The organism is Paenibacillus sp. V4I5 (assembly GCF_030817255.1).
Classification (GTDB): domain Bacteria; phylum Bacillota; class Bacilli; order Paenibacillales; family NBRC-103111; genus Paenibacillus_E.
The window spans coordinates 4,845,312-4,867,500 of record NZ_JAUSZB010000002.1 but is presented as its reverse complement, the minus strand read 5'-3'; the positions used below and the strand labels follow the sequence as shown (position 1 = coordinate 4,867,500).

The window sequence follows — 22,189 nt, the reverse complement described above, 5'->3', positions numbered from 1 at the left end:
CCCGATCTTATAGGCAGGTTACCTACGTGTTACTCACCCGTCCGCCGCTAACTTATCCCGAAGGATAAGTCCGCTCGACTTGCATGTATTAGGCACGCCGCCAGCGTTCGTCCTGAGCCAGGATCAAACTCTCCATAATAGTGGACAATTGCTTGTCCGTATATCTGAAAGCTGAAATGCTCATTGACTTGCTAGCGAGATTTTGCAATCTCTTTTTGAACGATTTCTCGTTCGTGCTTACTCACTCGTTGTTCAGTTTTCAAAGATCAATTTCTCTTATTCAACCTGCTCTCTTTCGAAAGCCGGAAGACCAATATACCATACCGAGAATTACTTTGCAACTTATTTTTGTAAGTTGTTTTTGTTAAGTTCTTTGTTGTCTCAGCGGCAACTTTTATAAGATACCACAGACGCCATGAACATTGCAAGTACTATTTTAAAAAGTTTCGAGACACCGATTGGTGCCTCGAAACGCAAGCTCATTATTCACCTTGACGTTCACGCATAAGCGGAAACAGTAGTACATCACGAATGGACGGTGCATTCGTCAATAGCATAACCAAACGGTCAATTCCGATCCCTAGACCACCCGTTGGAGGCATGCCGTATTCAAGCGCCCGGATGAAGTCCTCATCCATCTCATGTGCTTCGTCATTGCCTTGCTCTTTCTCACGAAGCTGAGCCTCAAAACGCTCTCTTTGATCGATAGGATCGTTAAGCTCCGTAAATGCATTGGCATGCTCACGCGCTACGATAAAGAGTTCGAAGCGATCCGTGAAGCGCGGATCTTCGGGGTTCTTTTTGGCAAGCGGTGAAATTTCTAAAGGGTGTCCGTAAATAAAGGTAGGTTGAATTAAAGTCTCTTCAACAAAAGTCTCGAAGAATTGATTCACGATATGACCGAATGTCATATGAGGCTCAACTTCTACATGATGCTCTTTGGCCAAGCGATGAGCTTCCTCGTTCGACATGTGAACGCTAAAGTCCACACCTTTAACTTCTTTAATGGCATCCACCATGGATACACGTCTCCAGCCAACAGCTAGATTAACCTCGTGATCGCCATATGGAACCGTTGTACCACCAAGAACCTCTTGCGCAATATGTGCAATAAGCTCCTCCGTAAGCTTCATGATGTCTTTATAGTCAGCATAAGCCTCATAAAGCTCAATCATCGTAAACTCTGGATTGTGGCGCGTGGAGATACCTTCATTACGGTAAACCCGTCCAATTTCGTAAACTTTCTCTAATCCACCAACAATCAGTCGCTTCAGATGAAGTTCAATCGCAATACGCATATGCAACTGCATATCTAATGCATTATGGTGCGTATTAAAAGGGCGCGCTGACGCTCCACCTGCAACGGAGTGCAGCGTTGGTGTCTCCACTTCTAAATAGCCCAGAGAGTCCAAGTAGCGACGCATCGACTGAATAATACGGGAACGAAGAATAAATGTTTGCTGCACATCTTGATTCATAATCAAATCAACATAACGTTGACGATAACGCAGCTCTACATCACTAAGACCATGGAATTTATCCGGCAGCGGAAGCAAGGATTTAGTCAAAACCTCAAGCGATTTCACTTTAATAGAAGTTTCACCGGTTTTTGTTTTGAAAACAACACCCTGAACCCCAACCATATCGCCTAGATCCAGAAGATCAAAGGCTTGGTATTTGTTTGCGTCTAGTGCATCTTCACGCACATAGATTTGAATTTTGCCTGTAATGTCTTGAAGATGTGCGAAGCTGGCTTTACCCATGCCTCTTTTTTGCATAATTCGTCCGGCGATACTGACCTCATGGTGCTCAGCATCCAACTCTTCTTTGGTTTTATCTTGGTAAGCTGTAAGGATTTCTTTGGTTGAATGCGTCCTTACGTACTTGCTGCCAAACGGATCGACTCCCAGACCGCGAAGCTCGTCCAATTTATTACGGCGAATGACGAGCAATTCGTTCAATTCCAATTCCTGGCTCATGCTTTCATCTCCTACTTATTAGTAAAGGGTGCTAAAACCGGAAAAAAGCTTCCGAAAGGAAGCTTTCCAAAGGAATGCGGCTGCACGCTACTTTTTAATATCAATAATTTGATACTGAATGACGCCAGCAGGAACGATAACGTCTACGTTCGCGCCCCTTTGTTTACCTAGAATAGCTCTACCTACAGGGCTTTCATTGGAAATCTTATTCATCAACGGATCGGATTCCGCCGTACCTACGATGTTATACTCAACCAAATCGCCGAATTCCAAATCCTTCAGCGTTACGATTGAGCCAACACTCACGGTGTTGGTATCGACATCATCGTTATTAATTATACGCGCATTGCGCAGCAATTTTTCTAATGTAATGATTCTGCCTTCAATAAAAGCTTGTTCGTTCTTCGCGTCTTCGTATTCTGAGTTCTCACTGATATCGCCATATCCGATGGCAACCTTGATTCTCTCAGCCACTTCCCGGCGCTTTACTGATTTCAGATGCTCAAGCTCATCTTCGAGCTTTCTTAAACCTTCTGGTGTAAGAATGACCTCTTTTTCAGCCATTTCCAACTGATCTCCCGTCATGTGAAAGATTTTCATATCGTTGAATCGATGCTTCCTGCTAGGAGTTGGGTCTTAAAAGAGCTGATTCAAGTAGTATGAATTCACGTTTCTTAAATAAGTTAGTTGCTCGTTTGTCTTTCAATATATGCAGGAACACATTAATATTGACTGATTATATTGCAACGGTTTCAAAATGTCAATCTCAACCATAGCTGCATTTTTTATTGAAGTACAGCTGATTCTTCAATCGTAGTTGATGATGAATGCGTATATAGATGCTCGACATAATCATTCAAAGCTCGCACCATTTCATCACGCTTCAACATCTCCATAAGTGCATCCTTCACACGAGCCGCCCCTGTCATACCCTTGAGGTACCATGCCAAATGTTTGCGCATCTCTTTCACAGCAACATGCTCACCCTTAAGAGCAATAAGACGGTCCATGTGTAATATCGCGATACGGATCTTCTCTTCCGGTGTCGGCTCAGGCGGCAATTCACCATTGGCAAGGTATTGTACGGTACGGTAAAGCATCCAAGGGTTGCCTAATGCGCCGCGCCCAATCATCACGCCATCTACACCCGTATGGTCTAACATGCGCTTTGCATCCTCAGGTGTCACAACATCACCGTTCCCGATAACGGGAATCGACAGAGCTTGCTTAACATCACGAATGATATCCCAATCCGCTTTACCTGTATACAGCTGCTCACGTGTACGACCGTGGACGCTCACTGCACTGCCGCCGCCTCTTTCGACAGCTTTAGCATTTTCTATGGCATAAATGTGTTCGGAATCCCAACCGATACGCATCTTCACAGTTACTGGTTTGCTTACTGCCGCAACAACGGTCGCGATCATTTCTTCGATTTTCTCAGGTTGGAGCAGCCATCTTGCACCCGCGTCACACTTTGTGATTTTCGGGACTGGACAACCCATATTTATATCAATAATGTCTGCATTCGTCTGTTGGTCAACGATTCTAGCCGCTTGCACAAGCGTCTCGGTATCGCCACCAAAGATTTGCAGACTTAACGGTTTTTCTCGATCATCAACATAAAGCATCTCCATCGAACGGGAATTCCCGTGAACAATGGCTTTATCACTAACCATTTCTGCACAGACTAAACCTGTACCAAATTCTTTGGCAATGAGTCGGAACGCAGGGTTACAAACGCCCGCCATTGGGGCAAGCACGACTTTATTGGGAGCTTCGACATTTCCTATTTTCAGCACCGAAGATTCCACTCCTCTCATCTCGCAACCGTTGCGACTAACTCATCCGGTTCAATATTTAAAACTTGCGAGATTTTATTTATTATTTTGGTATCCGGTTTACGCGTACCTCTTTCAATAGCACCTAAGATGGCAATAGACACACCAAGTAAATCAGCTAATTCGTTCTGAGTGTACCCTTTTAACTTACGAAAAGCGCGTATACGCTGAGCTACTGAGCTTTTTTCCATAGGATGACGCCTTCCTTTCCTTCCAGTTTCTCCAAATGCGCGGAGATGAATTCAAATGCAGCATCTTGTCGCTTGTAGAGAACCTCAGTGAGAGGAACTAATACAAAAGCCCGCTCATGCATCCGCGGATGCGGAATGATCAAGTCGGGGGTTGTAAGCTGATGGTCGCCGTAAAGGAGTAAATCCAAGTCGATCGTTCTCGGGCCCCAGCGCAAGTCGCGCGTTCGACCCAGTCTTTTCTCGATGGCAAGCATAGTGAACAACAACTCTTCTGCAGGTAAAACGGTGATGATTTGAATAACCATATTAAGAAAAGCAGATTGATCAACATAGCCAACCGGTTCGGTTTCGTAAATGCTGGATAATCCAGTCACCGTTATGCCCGATTCCTGATTCAGCGCTGTAATCGCATCCTGCAAATAGTGTTCACGATCATCTATATTGGATCCCAATGCGACATAAGCTATCGTGCCTTGTTCTCGTTCTTCGGCTGTCATTCATTTGCCCGCTTTCGGTTAATCTCTACAGTTACCCCGTCAAAAAATACGGCAAAGGGCGGATGCGGCTTAATGACGCGAACCGTCACTGCATTGATACTAGTATAAGTATGCAGCAGCTCGGATGCAATATTTTCTGCTAAAGCCTCAATTAATTTGTAAGTACGACCTTCCACAACCTCTTTGACTTTGAAAAATACTTCCCCGTAATTAACCGTATCATCCAGATGATCCGACTTGCCCGGCTTGTCCAGCGGAAGTATAAGCTCTACATCTACATAAAAGCGTTGACCAAGCTTATTCTCTTCCGGAAAAACACCATGATTACCAAAGAACTGCATGCGGGAGAGTGTTATTTTATCCAATGTAAGAGCCTCCTTAGGTTAACTGCGAACGAATGATGGCATCGGTCATAACCGTTAAATGCTTCATCGCTTGAATATCGTGTACTCTGATCAACCCACAGCCTTGGGCAATTCCAAGCACTACGGTTGATGCTGTTCCTTCCAGACGTTCCTCAGGAGGCAAATTGAGTGTTAGGCCAATGACGCTTTTACGAGATGTCCCTAAAAGGACAGGATATCCGATGTCTACGATCGTACGTAGATGGTTCATGAGGAACAAGTTCTGCTCGTAAGTCTTAGCAAATCCGATGCCTGGGTCTAGAATAATACGCTCTTCCCGAACGCCTACTTCTCTGGCTTGATTCGCATAGAGCTGTAAGTCGGTAGTAACTTCACGGAGAAAATCGGAGTAAGTCGGGTTCACACGGTTATGCGTAATGATAAATGGACAATCGTAACTGGCCGCTACTTCTGCCATTCGAACGTCGGCTTGGCCGCCCCAAACATCATTGATGATATGCGCCCCCGCTTCTAATGCTTGCTTCGCGACCTCCGCTTTGTAAGTATCTATAGAAATAGGAATTTTTACTTCCTTACTTATTGCCTCAATGACCGGAATAACCCTTTGCAGTTCTTCTTCTTGTGTGACCTTGGCAAAGCCCGGTCGGGTCGATTCTCCCCCGATATCAATGATATCAGCACCTTCAGCCACCATTTGGCGAGCTCTGCGTACCGCGTCCTCTACCCTTACGTAATTCCCGCCGTCCGAGAAGGAGTCCGGGGTTACGTTTAATATGCCCATAATGATCGTTCGATCACCAATGGGCAGCTCATGTCCTCTACAGGATAACACTTTCATTACCGTTCACTTCCTGTTGTTATCAGATGTTAGTTATAAAGCTCGCTAAGTTGGCGGGTTATCGGACCTACAATGCCACTTCCAACGGCGTGAGATTGTCCACTGGGTGTGAACAAAGTCGTAATGGGTACGATCTCTTGTATGGAATTAACGAGAAAAACCTCATCGGCTTCCATGAGATCTTCCCATCTGTAGAGGCCACCCTGCGTTGGAATTTGCTGCTGCTGTGCCAGCTGTAACACATAAGCCCTTGTGATGCCTGGTAAGATGCCTGTATCCAGTGATGGCGTATAACAGGCTTTATCCTTTATGAAAAAGATGTTGCTCACGATGCCTTCAGCTACGTAGCCTTCTTCGGTCAGCATCAGGCCTTCTGCACCAACTGCCCAGGCATACTGCTGTAATTCTCTTTTGGCCAAGATATTGTTCATATAGTGAAAGGACTTGAATCGGTATAGACCCTCCGGTGTATTACGAGGCAGCTTCAGCAGCTGCAGCGCTTTGCCCTGTGTATAGATCTTCTCGTCCCTTGGTGTAAGCGGCTTGATGTAAATGATCTCTGTCGGATTTTGATAGACGCCTGATGGCAGCCCAAGAATATCAATTCCGGCCGATACGGAGTAGCGGATATACGCATCCTCGAGGTTATTGGCTTTAAGCAGCTCATCAATCAGACGCTGAATGTGCGCAAGGTCTGGCTCATAGCCAATCCCAAGCTCACGGCAGCCCTCTATGAGACGCCTAAGATGCTCGGGCAGCAGGAACGGTTCTTTCTTATAGGTGCGAAATGTCTCAAAAAGGCCGAGGCCGTAAAGAAAGCCGTGATCGTAAACCGAGACCACAGCTTCCTTATCATCCGTTAGAATCCCATTGACGCTAATAATCATAATTAAACTCCTGCTTTGGCCGTGCGGCGAAGAAAATTCCGTAGGATCTGATGACCGTGCTGAGTAATGATCGATTCTGGGTGGAACTGCACACCTTCAATCGCATATTCCTTATGGCGTAATGCCATAATTTCACCCTCTGCAGTGCGTGCACTTACTTCTAAGCAATCAGGCAGCGTCTCGGTTTTGACGATTAAGGAATGATACCGAGTCGCTACAAAAGGGGATGGTAGCCCTTCGAACAAGGTTTTACCATCATGGAAAATCTCTGAGGTTTTACCGTGCATTAAGCGCTCTGCGCGAATGACATCGCCGCCAAAAGCTTGACCAATGGATTGATGGCCTAGACAGACGCCGAAGATGGGGATTTTACCCTTGAAATGGTCGATAAGTGATAAGCTAATTCCGGCTTCATTCGGTGTGCAAGGACCCGGAGATATTAAAATATGATCCGGTGCTAGAGCCTCAACGCCAGCTAAATCAATTTCGTCATTGCGATGAACGATGACTTCTTCACCGATCTCCCCCAAATATTGGACGAGGTTGTACGTAAACGAATCATAATTATCAATCACTAAAATCATTCTAAGCTCCCCTTTCGTCAGCCCTGCTAGGGCTTAAGCTCGGCTCATGCTCCGCTCGCTATATTCTATGGCTTTCCACATCGCTTTGGCTTTATTCAAGGATTCAATGTACTCACGTTCAGGTATGGAATCAATAACGATACCAGCCCCTGCTTGAATATGACCCATCCCTTGAACGGCTACAAGCGTCCGTATAATAATATTAAATTCCATATTTCCATTATAGTCAATCCACCCCATGGATCCTGTATAGGGTCCGCGGCGAACCGGCTCTAATTCTTCAATAATTTCCATGGTGCGAATCTTTGGAGCGCCTGTGATCGTGCCTCCAGGGAAGGTCGCCGCAATGACATCATAGGCGTCCTTCCCCTCTGCGAGCTCGCCGACGACTTCCGAGACGATATGCATCACATGGGAGTAGTATTCGATGACCATGAAGTCTTTCACATGGACGGAGCCATACTTCGAGATGCGGCCAAGATCGTTGCGCTCGAGATCGACCAGCATGACGTGCTCGGCACGCTCTTTGTCGTTGTCGATGAGCTCGCCGGCTAGGCGCAGGTCATCCTGCTCGTCCTTGCCGCGCGGGCGCGTGCCAGCGATAGGACGCGTCCGCAGGATACCGTCCTCAAGCTGCACGAGCAGCTCCGGCGAGCCGGAGACGAGGGCGAAGCCTGCGAAGCGCAGCAAGCCCATGTAAGGCGAGGGATTGACGATGCGCAGCGCCTCGTAGATCTCCTCCGGCGTCGTGCGCAGCTGCCGGCTCTGTCTAACGGACAAGTTGACTTGGAACACGTCACCTTGGGAGATGTAGGCTTGGATGCGCTGCACCGCCGCGATGTAATCGGCTTTGCCGAAGGCAGGCTGAATGCCTGCGATGTTCTCGACGTCGATGTGCAGCTGCTCACGCGCGATCGCCGGTTGCTTCGTACCGCCCAGGTGCGAGCCTGACCAGCTGCTGGAACGGATCGCATGCCAGCGAGTGAGCATCGCCTCGGCCTCAGCGTGCGCCTGTGCGTAAAGCTGCCGGAGATAAGTGTCATCGGCTGCTCGGCTCTGCCCAAGCGGCATATGCACCGCAATGTACAGGCTCTTATCGATATGATCCAAGGTCCAAACTTGATCATACATAGCGAAGCTATAATCCGGAATCGGCAAGTCATTTGCCGCTTGCTCCTGGAGTTTCTCAATGGTGCGAATCACGTCATAGCTCCAATAACCTACACAGCCGCCAAGAAACTTAGGGGCCCCTTCGACTTTAGGGCTATGATAAGCTGACATCCATTGCTTCACAATATCGAGCGGCTTACCATGCAGACGCGATACTTCCGGCTTGCTGATATGACTTTTATTGATCATCGTCATTTCCGCATCCAAACCGTATCCATGAACGGTAGAAAACGGCTGTAAACCGAAGCACGTGTAACGCCCCCCTTTGCCGCTTTCTAGAACAAAGGAATCAGGTGCGGCTTCTTTCCACGCTTCTTGCCAAGAAGCGATCCGGTCGTCGGCAAGTCCCAGTTTAATGACATAAGGCAGCATCGTATACGTGGAGGACCAATTACGCCATTGCTCTACTGTTGTTAGGATCATACTATCCCTCCTTCCTGTGACATCCGATGATTAGTTGTCCATTAGTATACTCCAACCTTTCACAGAAAAAAAGCCCCCAGCTGCAGCAGCTGGAGGCTCGTTCGTAGCAAGTAATCTTATTGCTCTTCGAATTGATACAGTGGCGTAGAAAGGTAACGCTCACCGTTACTTGGAATCACAGCAACTACACGTTTGCCTGCGCCAAGTTCTTTAGCAACTTTAAGCGCTGCAAAAATCGCTGCACCTGAGGAGATACCACCAAGGATACCTTCTTCTTTGGCTACACGGCGTGAAGTTTCGAAAGCATCTTCGTTTTCAACGGCAATAATTTCGTCGTAGATGCTTGTGTTCAGAATGTCTGGAACAAAGCCTGCGCCGATCCCTTGAATTTTATGAGGACCTGGCTTGCCGCCGGAAAGTACCGGGGATGCAGCAGGTTCAATGGCATAAATCTTGATGTTCGGGAAGTTTTCTTTCAGTACGCCACCTGCGCCTGTAATAGTTCCGCCCGTACCGATACCCGAAATAAAAGCGTCCAATTTGCCATCATGAGCATTAATGGCTTCAACGATTTCCGGACCTGTTGTTTCACGGTGAACCTTCACGTTTGCTAGGTTTTTGAATTGTTGCGGGATGAAATAGGAAGGATTCTCTGCTTGAAGCTCCTCAGCACGTTTGATCGCGCCTTTCATTCCTTCTGCTCCTGGCGTCAGAACCAGCTGAGCTCCATAGGCGCGAAGCAGGTTGCGTCTTTCCAAAGACATCGTTTCCGGCATAACCAGAATCGCCTTATATCCTTTTGCAGCTGCTACTAAAGCTATTCCGATTCCTGTGTTACCGCTAGTTGGCTCAATAATCGTATCGCCTGGCTTCAATTTACCTTCTTGCTCAGCCACTTCGATCATGGAGATAGCAATACGGTCTTTTACGCTGGCACCTGGATTTTGGTACTCGAGTTTCACATAAATCTCTGCGCTTCCTTCCGGAACAACGCGGTTTAAACGAACAAGTGGTGTATCGCCAATCAAATCTGTAATGCTTTGTACTAATCTTGCCATACTTTTTTCCCCTCCAGGTTGAATAATCAATGATTTCCGAGTTAACTAGTCGGTATTAATACATTCATCTTATCAATGCACTTACTGGTTGTCAACCATATTTTCACAGAATGTCAACGCAATTGAGGGTCAAGAATGCTAACCTTCCATTTCCCTCGAAGCTGCTGCACATAATCCTTAAGAGGTGGCGCTTCCCGAAGCGCTAGCTCTCTCCGCACATTTTCTCGAACGAAAACAAGATCTGGATTTACTTTCTCTCGCCGATTTATCAGCTTCACAATCGCGAATCCTTGTGGCAGAGGGACTGGCTTACTTACTTCTTCAACCTTCAGCAATTTCGCCGCTTCAAGAACGGGAGCAGCAACAAAGGGATCGTCTCCTTCAATCCAGCCCAAATCACCGCCGGTGTTATTGGTTGCATCATCTAGGGAACGATCTCTGGCAAGAGTCGCAAAACTCTCTCCTTTCGCCAGCTCCGCAATGACTTTATTCGCTTGATCCTTGGTTGACACGATAATTTGAAGGATATTATATTCGGTATCTTGCTTGAATTCATCGGCATGCGTCTTCATATAGTCTTCTACCTGAGCATCCGTTATCTGAATATGTTTGGTTGCGAGCTTCTCAAGTAACAGCTTATTGGTTACATCTTCCTTGATTTCTTGCTCTGACAATCCTAACTGATTTTGCATGGATGCATAAAATTGTTGCTCACTCTCATAACCTTGCTGCATCCGTTTCAACTCACGGTTCAACTCCGCGCTTCCAATCGAAATCCCCGTCTCGTTACCTTCTAGACGTATCACTTCACGATCCAACATTTGACCCAGCAGTTCTGCCCCATAATGACGTTCAAGAGCTGTTTGAAGCTCCAGAATGGTCATCTCACGATTTCCAACTTTGGCGACTACCCGATCATTCTTCTGCTCACCCTGCTTCTCAGGTTCTGGTGGTTGACTTGGTTCTGATTGGTTTATGGTATGGGTGACCAGCAAGGATGCGAGCACGAGATTACCTACAGCCATCACGATAATGACTCCCCACAATCGCTTCACGTTCTGCATCCTGACTCCCTCTTTACATCTATAATGCTGCTTGCTCTATAGTTCAATCATCCGCTTCAAATCATCTTCGTTAAAGCGATAAGCTTCATTGCAGAAATGACAAACGACTTCAGCAAACCCTTCATCTTCAAGAATTTCTTGCAGCTCTGTCTTCCCTAAGGAAATAAGCGTTGTTTCAACTCTTTCACGACTGCATTTACAGCGGAACATGACATCCATTTGATCAAGCTTCTGGAAAGATGGGAGTACGGTTTGAAGGATTTCCTCTAAATTCAAACCCCCACCGAGCATACTGGTGAAGGAAGGAATGCGAGCGAGCATCTCTTCAATCTCCCCAATTTCATCATTTGTTAATCCTGGGAGCAATTGAATAACGAATCCGCCTGAGGCAAGAATGGAGTGATCGGTATTGACCAATACCCCGAGAGCTACAGCCGATGGCGTTTGTTCAGACATGGCAAAATAATAGGTGAAATCTTCAGCCAATTCTCCTGAAACGAGCGGAACACTGCCTTTATAAGGCTCTTTCATACCTAAATCTTTCGTTATGTACAAAAATCCATCAGTTCCCACCGCAGCAGCAATATCTAGCTTGCCATCCTCTTTAAGGGGAGGATCAACCAACGGATTATCAACATAGCCGCGTACCTCACCCTTCGCATTAGCATCGACTACAATTTGACCGATGGGTCCATCGCCTTTAACTTGAACAATAAGATGCTCTTCACCCTTGAGCATGGCTGCAATGAGAAGTCCCGCTGCTGCCGTTCTTCCTAAAGCGGCTGTGGCTGTTGGTGTTGTTTGGTGTCTTTGACTAATTTCTTCTGTGAGGACAGTCGTTTCCACGGCAAAAGCGCGAACTTTTCCTTCCAGCGCCGTTCCTCGAATTAAATAATCACCCATATTAAATCCTTTCCTTAAACAGCTTATGCATTTTTCTCATAAATCATTTGTAAACCTTGCAGTGTTAGCAATGGATTGACGATCTGAATGGTACGAGATTCACTGGAAATCAACTCTGCAAGACCGCCTGTAGCAATAACTGTTGGATTTACATTAAATTCTTGAATGACACGTTCGACAATCCCATCAACTTGGCCTACATAGCCGAAAATAATCCCTGCCTGCATCGCGGCTACGGTATTACGACCAACGACGCTCTTCGGCTTGACCAGCTCGATGCGCGGCAGCTTCGCCGCCTTCTGATATAAGGCTTCCGTTGAGATCCCGATTCCTGGTGCAATCGCACAGCCGACAAGCTGCTGGGAAGGATCGATGTAGTCGTATGTGGTGGCCGTCCCGAAATCAACAATGATACAAGGTGCCCCGTACAGCTCAAGAGCCGCGACAGCATTTACAATGCGATCAGCGCCGACCTCTTTGGGATTGTCTACACGCACGTTCAGCCCTGTCTTAATGCCAGGACCAACGATGAATGGCGTCCTTTTCAAATAGTGTAAGCAAAGGTTTTCCATTACATTCATAAGCGGGGGGACGACGGAAGAGACAATGACTCCTTCCACCTGTGCAAATGAAATGTCCGAGTGTTGAAACAGGCTATGCAGCTGCATCCCATACTCATCGACTGTCGCTGAACGGTTTGTACTAACCCGCCAGTGATGAAGGAGCGTCCGCTCTTGATAGAGGCCGAGCACAATGTTCGTATTCCCAACATCGATAACGAGAATCATAGCGCCGTCTCCTTCTGTTCATTCAGATCTAATGAGATATCAAGCGCTGCAACCGAATACGTCAAGCGCCCAACGGAGATCACATCGACGCCTGTTTCTGCCATCGCTTTAATGGTTTGAGGTGTCACAGAACCTGAGCCCTCTACTACAATATGCGGCGCTTTACTTTTAATTATGGAAACTGCTTCTTTCATCTTCGCAGGAATCATGTTATCGAGCATGATGATATCCGCACCAGCCGCTAACGCTTCGTGCAATTGGTCAAAATTCTCGACCTCCACCTCAATCTTCATGGTGTGGGGGATCTGCTGTCGAGCCGCTTGTATAGCTTGTGTGATGCCGCCTGAACCTTTAATATGATTATCTTTAATCATCACAGCATCGTAGAGTCCGAATCGATGATTATGACCGCCACCCACTCGTACAGCATACTTTTCAAGCAATCTGTGTCCCGGAGTCGTCTTCCGTGTATCGACAAGTCTAGTCGGCACGCCTTCTAAAGCATCGACAAACTCACGGGTCTTGGTCGCAATTCCTGATAATCGCTGCATCAAATTAAGACTTAAACGTTCACCTAGCAGAATACTGCGCGTATTGCCTTCCACTTCAGCTAGTATGGTCCCTTTATAAACAGACGATCCTTCTACTACTTTTGTTTCAAAACGAAGAGAAGCATCGACTACAGCAAAAACTTCTTGGGCGATTCGAAGTCCACAGACAATTCCGTCTTCTTTGACGTGGATAATCCCTTTGGACGCATGTTCCAAAGGGATCGTTGTCAGAGTCGTGACATCGCCGGTTCCAATGTCCTCTTCCAGCCAAAGCCGAATATGTTTACGAATGAGTTCCATATTTAAATCCAGCATGTTAAATCCACTCCTCAATGCTATCTTCCCCGCGCTTAAAAACAATATGCTTCTTCCATGCTTGATCATCCCGTTCAGGGAAATCTTCTCGGTAATGACCGCCACGACTTTCTTCCCGCGCTATAGCCGCAGTTGTCGTTAGAAGTGCACAATTGAGTAAATTAGCAAACTCATAATCTTCACGTTTCGTCATCAAAGAACCGAAGATAGAAAGTTGTCTTGCCAATTCATCATACCCTTTTTGCAAGCCTTTGGCTGAACGTTTCAGTCCTGCGTAACGAAGCATAACCTTTTGCAGCTTAAGCTTTTTCTCGACAACGGCTTGATTCGGAATTTCCGTTCTTGGCGCTTTCGATTCAGCACGTATTTGAATATTACCTTCTAAAGGAGCGAGCTCTTGAATTCGTTCAATGATTCTTCTACCGAACACAATAGCTTCAGATAAAGAGTTACTTGCTAATCGGTTAGCGCCATGTACACCTGTAGAAGACACTTCGCCACAAGCGAAAAGGCGGCGGACGATCGTTTCTCCGTGGAGATCTGTCTTGACGCCGCCCATCATATAATGAGCTGCAGGAGCAACAGGAATCCAGTCGGTACTCATATCTAGACCGTAGTTTAGGCAATATTCATATATCGTCGGGAATCGATGTTTAATTAACTCTTCAGATTCGTGCGTTATGTCAATATAGACGAAGGTCGATTTGCAATTCTCCATCTCGTCGACAATGGCACGCGCCACGACATCCCTAGGCGCTAGCTCAAGCTGGGGATGGTAACGTTCCATGAAACGCTCCCCCTTGATATTGCGCAGATAAGCCCCCTCGCCGCGCACCGCTTCCGAGATCAGGAATCGCGGAGCCCCAGGATAACAAAGCGCTGTAGGGTGGAATTGAATAAATTCCACGTCTTGAATTTGCGCACCCGCGCGATGAGCAATCGCTATTCCGTCGCCAGTGGCGATGTCAGGATTTGTGGTGTACCGGAACAATTGCCCTGCCCCGCCGGAGCATAGGATCGTGGCATTGCCGCGGACGAATACCCGCTGGCCGCTAGGCTTCTGTACGAGTGCGCCATAGCACTCGCCATCCTGCGTGATCAGGTCGATCACAAAGTGATCGTCCCAGATCTCAATATTCGGATCTTGCTTCGTGCGTTCCGAAAGAGCTCGTACAATTTCGGCGCCTGTGGCGTCGCCATGCGCATGCAAAATGCGACGTTGACTATGCGCTCCCTCTTTGGTCAAAGCAAACTCCCCGTTCTCAAGATCGAACTGGGTACCCATCCGAATGAGGTCCTGAACGCCGTTAGGACCTTCATGAACAAGGACGTCAACGGCCTCCGGCGAACATAAACCGGCACCTGCTATCAGGGTATCCTGCATATGATATTCCGGTGAATCCTCGTCCGAAATAACAGCAGCAATTCCTCCTTGCGCATAGCGTGTGTTACTGTCGAGGAGCGATTTCTTCGTAATCATCAGCACTTTCTTATTTTCACTAGCGCGAAGAGCAGTGAATAAACCTGCAATGCCCGCGCCAATCACAATAACATCTGTATGTACATGAGGAATGGAATCTAAATCTACATCTACGAGGTATCTAGGAATCATGCCGCTTCACCTGTTCTTCACCATTAATAGCTCGCAAAGCAATCGTATCCGAAGGATTAATCGATATCGGAATGCTTTGCGAGGGTACCCTACCTATTAAACAAGAGAGTAGCGCATGCTACTTTACTTGTAACATGCGCTCTAAGGACAATCTTGCTTTATCGGCTACATCTTCTGGCACATAAATCTCTGGCTGCATCGTTTCAAGACATTTCACAATTTTCTTCAAATTGTTTACTTTCATATTCGGGCATACCAAGTATTTGGTAGCAAAATGGAACTGTTTATCTGGACTGTCCAGACGAAGCTGGTATCCAGTTCCATCTTCCGTTCCAACGATAAACTCTTTGCAATCGGACTCTTTGCAATATTTGATAATCGCTGTCGTACTACCGACGAAATCTCCCAGTTTAACAACTTCTGGACGACACTCCGGATGAACAACGAACTGAGCATTCGGGTATTGGGCTCTCATTTCTTCCACATCTTTAACGGTCAGCATATCATGCGTATTGCAATAGCCTTCCCAGATGATCACTTTTTTGCTTGTGAATTTTGATACATAGTCACCTAAATTTTTATCCGGTACCCAGATGATCTCATCTGAATCGACGGAATTGATGACATTGATGGCATTTGCCGAGGTACAGCAAATATCTGTTTCTGATTTCACATCAGCAGATGTATTAATGTAAGCAACAACTTTGGCGTTAGGATGCTGGCGTTTCAGAGCACGAAGACCTTCTACATTCACCATATCCGCCATCGGGCAGCCTGCGCGTTCGTCAGGAATAATGACTGTTTTGTTAGGAGCAAGAATCTTAGCACTTTCCCCCATGAAATGTACGCCACAGAATACAATCACATCAGCATCGGTTTGCGCTGCCTTCTGCGCAAGCAGAAAGGAATCCCCCCGGAAATCGGCAACCTCTTGAACTTCGTCACGTTGATAATAATGAGCAAGAATAATAGCATTCCGTTCTTTCTTTAGCTGCAGCAACCGTTCTTTCAGTTCGCGGTTCTGCTCCGCTTTGCGTTCTAATGCTAAAGCTTCCATAGTGCTTCCTCCCCAATCTGGGACGTATAATGTACTTCTTGTCTATCTAAAAATAGGATTAACTGTAGTATGATCTAATCGTAATAAAATTAGAGATTTACAACTAATTTACACATTCTCACATCCCCTGTCAATGCGCAAATATGCCGAAAAAACCAGAAAATCCGGGTACACCTGACGTGTACACCGGATTTACGAGTTGCTATTGCTTGTTACTCTTCGGAATGATCCGAATTAGAATCTTTATCTTTGTTTAACTCCAATTTGTTGCTTTCGCTAGATTGGCTTTGCCCTTGAATGTTCACTTTGACCTCTTCGTCATCTGCGCTTGCATTCAATCTGCCTTTCTCTAGAAGCTCGATGATTTCGTCTTTATCGAGTGTTTCTTTCTCAAGCAGCGTTTTGGCTACGAGATGAATCTGATCCGCATGCTCCGTAAGCATCGCACGAGCACGCTCATAACAAGTGCGAATAAAGTTTTGCATCTCTTGATCAATCTCATAAGCAATCGCATCACTGTAATTTTGCTCATGTCCGATATCACGGCCTAAGAACACTTGGCCTTGCGAGCTGCCGAACTGCATCGGTCCAAGCTTATCGCTCATACCATATTCCATAATCATGCGACGAACAATACCCGTTGCTTTCTGGAAGTCACTATAAGCCCCAGTGCCAATTTCTCCGATAAATAGTTCTTCGGAAACGCGGCCTCCCAGGAGTCCTGTTACTTTATCCAGCAATTCGTTCTTCGTCTGCATCATGCGATCTTCGCCTTCTTTGGGCAGCATCATGACATAACCGCCAGCGCGTCCGCGCGGAACGATCGTAACTTTGTGCACCATATCAGCATTCTCGGCGTAATAACCAATGATCGCGTGTCCGGCTTCATGATAAGCAACAATGCGTTTCTCTGTATCGCTGATAATCCGACTTTTCTTCTGCGTACCAACAATAATACGGTCAAAAGCTTCCTCGACTTCAGCCATCGAAATATCTTTACGGTTACGACGGGCAGCAATCAAAGCTGCTTCGTTCAATAGATTCTCTAGATCAGCACCTGTGAATCCAGTTGTGTAGCGAGACAGGGCGTCCAGCTTCACATCTTTGGCAAGTGGTTTGTTGCGGGCATGTACTTTCAGTACAGCTTCGCGGCCTTTGATGTCTGGACGATCTACCGTGATTTGACGGTCGAAACGACCTGGACGCAGTAAGGCTGGGTCAAGGATATCTGGGCGGTTAGTCGCTGCAACGATAATGATACCCTCGTTCGCGCCAAATCCGTCCATTTCTACTAGCAATTGATTGAGTGTTTGTTCGCGCTCGTCATGTCCGCCGCCTAAACCAGCGCCACGTTGACGACCTACAGCATCGATCTCATCGATAAAAATGATACAAGGTGAGTTCTTCTTCGCGTTCTCGAACAAGTCACGAACACGGGAAGCACCGACACCGACGAACATCTCAACGAAGTCAGAACCTGAAATACTGAAGAATGGTACGCCTGCTTCACCAGCGACAGCTCGTGCAAGAAGGGTTTTACCGGTTCCCGGAGGACCATTGAGCAGAACCCCTTTAGGAATTCTAGCACCGACAGCTGCGAATTTCCGTGGATCTTTGAGGAATTCGACAACCTCGATCAATTCTTGCTTCTCTTCGTCAGCACCTGCCACGTCTTCAAATGTGACGCGTTTTTTCTCCTCATTATATAAGCGGGCACGGCTTTTGCCGAAGTTCATCACTTTGCCGCCGCCACCTTGAGCCTGATTTAACAGGAAGAAAAACAAGATGAAGATAATGACGAATGGGATGATGGAAGTTAGGAAACTAATCCAAACGCTATCCCGTTCCATAGTCTCGTACGTTTCGGATGGAACGCCATTCGCTTCAATCAGCTGGACGACCATAGGCTCGAACGGAGCATGGGTTTCGAAGCTCTTCTTATCAGCACCACTTGGTGGGTTAATGTACTTACCTTTAATCAAATATGTGTACCCATCAAACTTTAAGGTCACGGATTCCACATTTTTGTTAACAACCGCTTGGCGGAATTTATCGTAAGTAATTAACTCCTTTTGCTCGTTTTGGGTACTAATGAAATGGACGATCCCTACTGTAACCAAAAATATAAGTAAATAAAAGCCGGTATTCCGGATAATTCGATTCATCCCGAGCCTCCTCTCAAACGGCACACGTTTATTATTTTACCACATCCCGGTAAAGCACTACAACATAACAGCGCTGATGAGTCTGCGGGAAGTGACATTAGCTACTGTAGATCTCTGGTTTCAATATGCCGATAAATGGAAGGTTGCGATATTTCTCTGCATAATCCAGACCATATCCGACTACGAACTCATCTGGAAGCACATAACCTGCATATTCAGGTTCGAGATCCACCGTTCTGCGTGCCGGTTTATTAAACAGCGCAACGACCGAAATCGTCTTAGCATTGCGTCGCTCTAGCACATCTATCAGATAACTCAACGTTAACCCGCTATCGATAATGTCCTCCACGATAAGAATATGACGTCCTTCTACGGGAACATCAAGATCTTTAATAATCTTGACAACACCAGAAGATTTCGTGGATTGACCATAGCTGGATACAGCCATGAAATCGAGTTCCAATGGTACTCTGATTTGCTTCACAAGATCAGCCATGAAAATGAAAGCTCCCTTAAGCACACAGATAACCAATGGATTCTTACCTTCGTAATCGATGGAGAGTTTCTCCCCCAATTCTTTAATCTTGCCTTGAATCTGTTCTTCACTGTAAAGAACTTCTTGAATGTCGCTGTACAAGGATGAACCCCCTAGTTTTATATTATGAATCCTTATAAATTTACATTCTAGAAGAACGAAATTTACGCATATTACTTCAGCACTAGCTTCATATGAAGTACACGTACTGTATCTGGTCCAACCAGAGCGTGCTTGGACCTACGAAAGCCAGCAATCCAAAGAATTTGCCCGGAAGCATCGACCAGTAGTGGAATGACATCACGCCGGCTTAGCGGCATTTTGGCATCAATGAACATATCCTTTACTTTTTTGGATCCGTTTAAACCATGCGGCTCAAACCGATCTCCTGACCTGCGACTCCTTACAACAAGCGGCAAGTTAAGTTGATCCAGATCCAAAAACACGTCCGTTGCAGTTGAGAAATAAGCAGCTGTCTCCTTCGAACTAGCCGGCACCCATGAGCAGATCAGTTTGGCTTCCACTTCCGGCAGGCTCAACTCGCTTGTATCTAATCCAACCTCATAAGAATAAGGCTTCGGAGAAGGAGCGAAGGACTGAAATTGAATAGACTCATATTCTCTCACAATATAAACCTGTTCATCCACCTGAAGGACTTGATTAGAAACCTGATCCTGTAAAATCAACTCACGCATACTTTCAATTCGTGTAAAATCCAACCGATCTCTTTCCAAACAAAGACAGTTTAATATTAATTTAATCAAACGCCTTTGTAAAGCAACGTGCAACTCAGTGAAATCACGTCTTTCTAGGCGGCAGCAGGCTTGCTGGAAAGTAGTTATTCGGCGAAAAACCTGCTCGGCTTCTTTGGCCAAATAATCATCCTCAGCTCGCATCAAATCCGTCAATCGATTCAGTGACTCTGGAAGTTGTTCATTATACTGCTTCAGCATCGGCATCACATCAAGCCGAATCTGATTGCGAAAATACTTCCGCAGCTCATTGCTGCTGTCCTTACAATACGCCATTTCATGCTGAGCGCAATAATTCACAATATCTGCTTTGTATATACGTAAAAAAGGACGAATCAGTTCCACTTTTTTTTCGCGCCTGCGTTCCGGCATGCCAACCAGGCCTGAAGGGCCTGTCCCTCTCAGAATCCGCATCATGACGGTTTCGGCTTGATCATCCGCATGATGAGCGAAGGCAATACGCTTAGCGCTGTATTTCGCTGCGATCTGATGCAGAAATTCGTAGCGCTTCTCACGTGCCGCGGCTTGCCCATTGAGTGACGTTTCCTCTATATAGGCAGGTACATCAATGACACCGATTTCACATGGGAGCCCTAGCTCATCCGCAAGCTTCCCTACGAAAGAGGCTTCCGCATCCGATTCTGCACCGCGGAATTGATGATTCACATGCGCAACAACGAGCTGCCAGCTATAACGCTCAGCAAGGGCAAAAAGGACATGAAGCAGCCCCACAGAATCAGGTCCTCCTGAAACCGCAACGACCACCACATCTCCTGGATCGACGAGTTTTTCTTCAATAATTCGTTGTTCCACCTTGGCAACAAGATCGATTTCCATCGGGTATTCCTTTCTATTCCTGCACTTTCCGTCATGCTACCAGTACATATAGAGCGTTGCTCCAAAAATAAAAATAGAAGCGGCGAAACATATTTTTAGCCATGGCATTTGGAGTGTCGACTGTGTAATCTTCTTACCGGAGACCAACGTTCTCCAGTACTGATAGGCTTCTTGCGAAGAATTAAACTCACTATTCAAAGCTTTATGAAGAAAAGGTGCGATATGGGCGGCAACTGAATTTTCACGCATAATAGCTGTTAGTTGATCTAGATCTCGGTTTTGAGGCAGCATTTTGGATAAACCAGTGAAGCGTTTGCGTTGATCGAGCGATTTTAATAGTAAAATGGCAAATGAAAATAAATCATAGCTTTCTTCCGCAACCCGCTCCCCCATATTCCAAAAGCCGCGGTCATACACTTCGGTTAACTGTTTAATCGCTCTGCCTTTAGGAGTCACACCCCCAAAATCAATGAGATCCACATCGCCATAATTGGAAACGATCATGTTCTCGATCTTCAGATCACCGAAAACATAGCCGCTCTTGTGAACTTCCGTTAACTTACGAAGCAGGTTAGAACCAATCACATAGATCCAATCCTGCCCACGTTTATGTATAAAATTAGAAATCGTCATACCCTCAATATATCGCATGACATAGAAGGAGACTTCTTTCCCATTTATCGTCATATCATCAGCATCTATTAAAAAGTTCTTGAACGAGGTTTCCGTCAGTGATATGGCAAGCAAGGAATTAATCTCCGATTGATGATCAACCGTCTCATGACCTGCCTTAAGCGCAAATCTAGCTGTCCCTCTTCGTACGAGAGCCACTACACCATTGGAACCAGCACCTAATAAACGTTCGACCACATACATCCGGCCGTTCCATTTCCCTTGGATTTCTGACCCAGGACGGAAGGCGTCTTCATACCACGTAGTCACTCAGCATCCCATCCTCGGTCTTTGGTAAGATAGGCTTCTCCGTTATGAACTGCAAAGTTTGCAGTAACGCTGGACCAGTCGGAGTTGTACCCTTCATGTTTATTTTATAGAACATCTTGTCCAAATTTGCAAGTTGATTCGTCCAACTGAGATCCATTTCTAACTCCTGATCCCTCGTTTTGGTTGACGGAAAGTGGAAAACTGCTAGCTCACTCTTGCCGCTGCGGGCTCTAAGACTAAGCAAAAGATCATGAATCGCTTCACGCACCGCTGCATGCTTAGGCTTCATACTGGCACTAGCATCTATTAAAAGAGCTACGCGAAGTGAGGTGGTTTCACTCATGGTATCGATGACTTGAACCACTTCAGCACGCTTCTCTGGAGGTAACTGTTCCAATTGATTAAAGCCAAGAATACTTTGTAACTCTTTGCCTACGGCATGCTGAATCGTTGTGGTGACCGTTTTGCGCGTCATCATCTGAACCGTTTGGGAGAGTTGGCCTGAATTCACGATTCGGCTCATCCCGCCGCCCGCCGCAGCAATCTCTTGAATCTCCTCAGAGCCTAGCACCCCTAGCTCCCCATGGTCAATCACACCGATAACATTTACGGTAACACCTTCGGCATGTGCTTGTGCTGCAGCTATTACCGGACTCACCCCTACATTTGAACACCCATCTGTAATTAAAAGAATCTGCTTCATCATGATATTTGCCTCCCTGGCCCAAGAAAAGATTAGCTCTCTAGTAGTTCTACTCCTAGTTTTTCCATTTATGAGAGAGTCTAATCACTAGCCAACTGAGCGAAATAAAAAGACAGCCCGCCAAATGGTAAT

Annotated in this window: 22 protein-coding genes and 1 rRNA gene (1 of these 23 running past the window's edge); all 23 read right to left on the bottom strand. The window is 46.3% G+C overall.

The window, feature by feature from the left end:
- Nucleotides 1-139 (bottom strand): 16S ribosomal RNA (locus QFZ78_RS24195) (it extends 1,405 nt beyond the left edge of the window).
- A 343-nt stretch (nucleotides 140-482) separates the two neighbouring features.
- Entirely contained in the window at nucleotides 483-1,979 is a 1,497-nt protein-coding gene (gene lysS, locus QFZ78_RS24190) for a lysine--tRNA ligase (RefSeq protein ID WP_307551342.1), read from the bottom strand.
- A gap of 87 nt (nucleotides 1,980-2,066) precedes the next feature.
- On the bottom strand, nucleotides 2,067-2,543 hold the full coding sequence (greA, locus tag QFZ78_RS24185; RefSeq protein ID WP_307551341.1) for a transcription elongation factor GreA: 477 nt from the start codon (nucleotides 2,541-2,543) through the stop codon (nucleotides 2,067-2,069).
- 221 nt (nucleotides 2,544-2,764) lie between these two features.
- Nucleotides 2,765-3,781: a tRNA dihydrouridine synthase DusB gene (gene dusB / locus QFZ78_RS24180; protein ID WP_307551340.1), complete on the bottom strand. Its 1,017-nt coding sequence runs from the start codon at nucleotides 3,779-3,781 to the stop codon at nucleotides 2,765-2,767.
- A gap of 17 nt (nucleotides 3,782-3,798) precedes the next feature.
- On the bottom strand, nucleotides 3,799-4,011 hold the full coding sequence (locus QFZ78_RS24175) for a helix-turn-helix domain-containing protein (RefSeq protein ID WP_047682939.1): 213 nt from the start codon (nucleotides 4,009-4,011) through the stop codon (nucleotides 3,799-3,801).
- Nucleotides 3,993-4,508, bottom strand: coding sequence for a 2-amino-4-hydroxy-6-hydroxymethyldihydropteridine diphosphokinase (folK, locus tag QFZ78_RS24170; RefSeq protein ID WP_307436240.1), 516 nt, complete (start codon nucleotides 4,506-4,508; stop codon nucleotides 3,993-3,995). The genes QFZ78_RS24175 and folK overlap by 19 nt, the downstream gene beginning before the upstream one ends.
- Nucleotides 4,505-4,873: a dihydroneopterin aldolase gene (folB, locus tag QFZ78_RS24165; protein WP_307551339.1), complete on the bottom strand. Its 369-nt coding sequence runs from the start codon at nucleotides 4,871-4,873 to the stop codon at nucleotides 4,505-4,507. Before folB ends, folK begins: the two co-directional genes overlap by 4 nt.
- Nucleotides 4,874-4,886: 13 nt before the next feature.
- A complete protein-coding gene (gene folP / locus QFZ78_RS24160; RefSeq protein WP_307551337.1) occupies nucleotides 4,887-5,711 on the bottom strand; it encodes a dihydropteroate synthase in 825 nt (274 codons plus the stop codon).
- Nucleotides 5,712-5,740: 29 nt separating this feature from the next.
- Nucleotides 5,741-6,598 carry an aminodeoxychorismate lyase gene (gene pabC, locus QFZ78_RS24155; RefSeq protein ID WP_373461064.1) on the bottom strand — a complete coding sequence of 286 codons (858 nt, stop codon included), beginning with the start codon at nucleotides 6,596-6,598 and terminating at the stop codon, nucleotides 5,741-5,743.
- Between the two features lie 2 nt (nucleotides 6,599-6,600).
- Complete coding sequence (pabA, locus tag QFZ78_RS24150) at nucleotides 6,601-7,182, bottom strand: aminodeoxychorismate/anthranilate synthase component II (protein ID WP_307551335.1); 582 nt, start codon at nucleotides 7,180-7,182, stop codon at nucleotides 6,601-6,603.
- A 33-nt stretch (nucleotides 7,183-7,215) separates the two neighbouring features.
- Entirely contained in the window at nucleotides 7,216-8,775 is a 1,560-nt protein-coding gene (locus QFZ78_RS24145) for an anthranilate synthase component I family protein (protein ID WP_307551333.1), read from the bottom strand.
- A 116-nt stretch (nucleotides 8,776-8,891) separates the two neighbouring features.
- Nucleotides 8,892-9,833 carry a cysteine synthase A gene (gene cysK / locus QFZ78_RS24140; RefSeq protein WP_261303583.1) on the bottom strand — a complete coding sequence of 314 codons (942 nt, stop codon included), beginning with the start codon at nucleotides 9,831-9,833 and terminating at the stop codon, nucleotides 8,892-8,894.
- Between the two features lie 113 nt (nucleotides 9,834-9,946).
- Nucleotides 9,947-10,897: a peptidyl-prolyl cis-trans isomerase gene (locus tag QFZ78_RS24135; RefSeq protein WP_307551329.1), complete on the bottom strand. Its 951-nt coding sequence runs from the start codon at nucleotides 10,895-10,897 to the stop codon at nucleotides 9,947-9,949.
- A 36-nt stretch (nucleotides 10,898-10,933) separates the two neighbouring features.
- Nucleotides 10,934-11,800 carry an Hsp33 family molecular chaperone HslO gene (hslO, locus tag QFZ78_RS24130; RefSeq protein WP_307551327.1) on the bottom strand — a complete coding sequence of 289 codons (867 nt, stop codon included), beginning with the start codon at nucleotides 11,798-11,800 and terminating at the stop codon, nucleotides 10,934-10,936.
- A gap of 23 nt (nucleotides 11,801-11,823) precedes the next feature.
- The gene (locus tag QFZ78_RS24125; RefSeq protein ID WP_307551326.1) at nucleotides 11,824-12,588 is read right to left on the bottom strand and encodes a type III pantothenate kinase; all 765 of its coding nucleotides are present in this window, start codon (nucleotides 12,586-12,588) and stop codon (nucleotides 11,824-11,826) included.
- Entirely contained in the window at nucleotides 12,585-13,454 is an 870-nt protein-coding gene (nadC, locus tag QFZ78_RS24120; protein WP_057303840.1) for a carboxylating nicotinate-nucleotide diphosphorylase, read from the bottom strand. Before nadC ends, QFZ78_RS24125 begins: the two co-directional genes overlap by 4 nt.
- 1 nt (nucleotide 13,455) lies before the next feature.
- Complete coding sequence (nadB, locus tag QFZ78_RS24115) at nucleotides 13,456-15,066, bottom strand: L-aspartate oxidase (protein WP_307551323.1); 1,611 nt, start codon at nucleotides 15,064-15,066, stop codon at nucleotides 13,456-13,458.
- Between the two features lie 118 nt (nucleotides 15,067-15,184).
- On the bottom strand, nucleotides 15,185-16,123 hold the full coding sequence (nadA, locus tag QFZ78_RS24110) for a quinolinate synthase NadA (protein ID WP_047682971.1): 939 nt from the start codon (nucleotides 16,121-16,123) through the stop codon (nucleotides 15,185-15,187).
- A 212-nt stretch (nucleotides 16,124-16,335) separates the two neighbouring features.
- Nucleotides 16,336-18,288 (bottom strand): ATP-dependent zinc metalloprotease FtsH, encoded by a 1,953-nt coding sequence (gene ftsH / locus QFZ78_RS24105; RefSeq protein WP_307551321.1) that lies wholly within the window; start codon nucleotides 18,286-18,288, stop codon nucleotides 16,336-16,338.
- 97 nt (nucleotides 18,289-18,385) lie between these two features.
- Nucleotides 18,386-18,925 (bottom strand): hypoxanthine phosphoribosyltransferase, encoded by a 540-nt coding sequence (gene hpt, locus QFZ78_RS24100; RefSeq protein ID WP_029197788.1) that lies wholly within the window; start codon nucleotides 18,923-18,925, stop codon nucleotides 18,386-18,388.
- A gap of 71 nt (nucleotides 18,926-18,996) precedes the next feature.
- Entirely contained in the window at nucleotides 18,997-20,412 is a 1,416-nt protein-coding gene (gene tilS, locus QFZ78_RS24095; RefSeq protein WP_307551319.1) for a tRNA lysidine(34) synthetase TilS, read from the bottom strand.
- Between the two features lie 36 nt (nucleotides 20,413-20,448).
- Nucleotides 20,449-21,354: a protein kinase domain-containing protein gene (locus tag QFZ78_RS24090; protein ID WP_307551317.1), complete on the bottom strand. Its 906-nt coding sequence runs from the start codon at nucleotides 21,352-21,354 to the stop codon at nucleotides 20,449-20,451.
- The gene (locus tag QFZ78_RS24085) at nucleotides 21,338-22,057 is read right to left on the bottom strand and encodes a vWA domain-containing protein (RefSeq protein ID WP_307555862.1); all 720 of its coding nucleotides are present in this window, start codon (nucleotides 22,055-22,057) and stop codon (nucleotides 21,338-21,340) included. Before QFZ78_RS24085 ends, QFZ78_RS24090 begins: the two co-directional genes overlap by 17 nt.
- Between the last annotated feature and the right edge of the window lie 132 nt (nucleotides 22,058-22,189).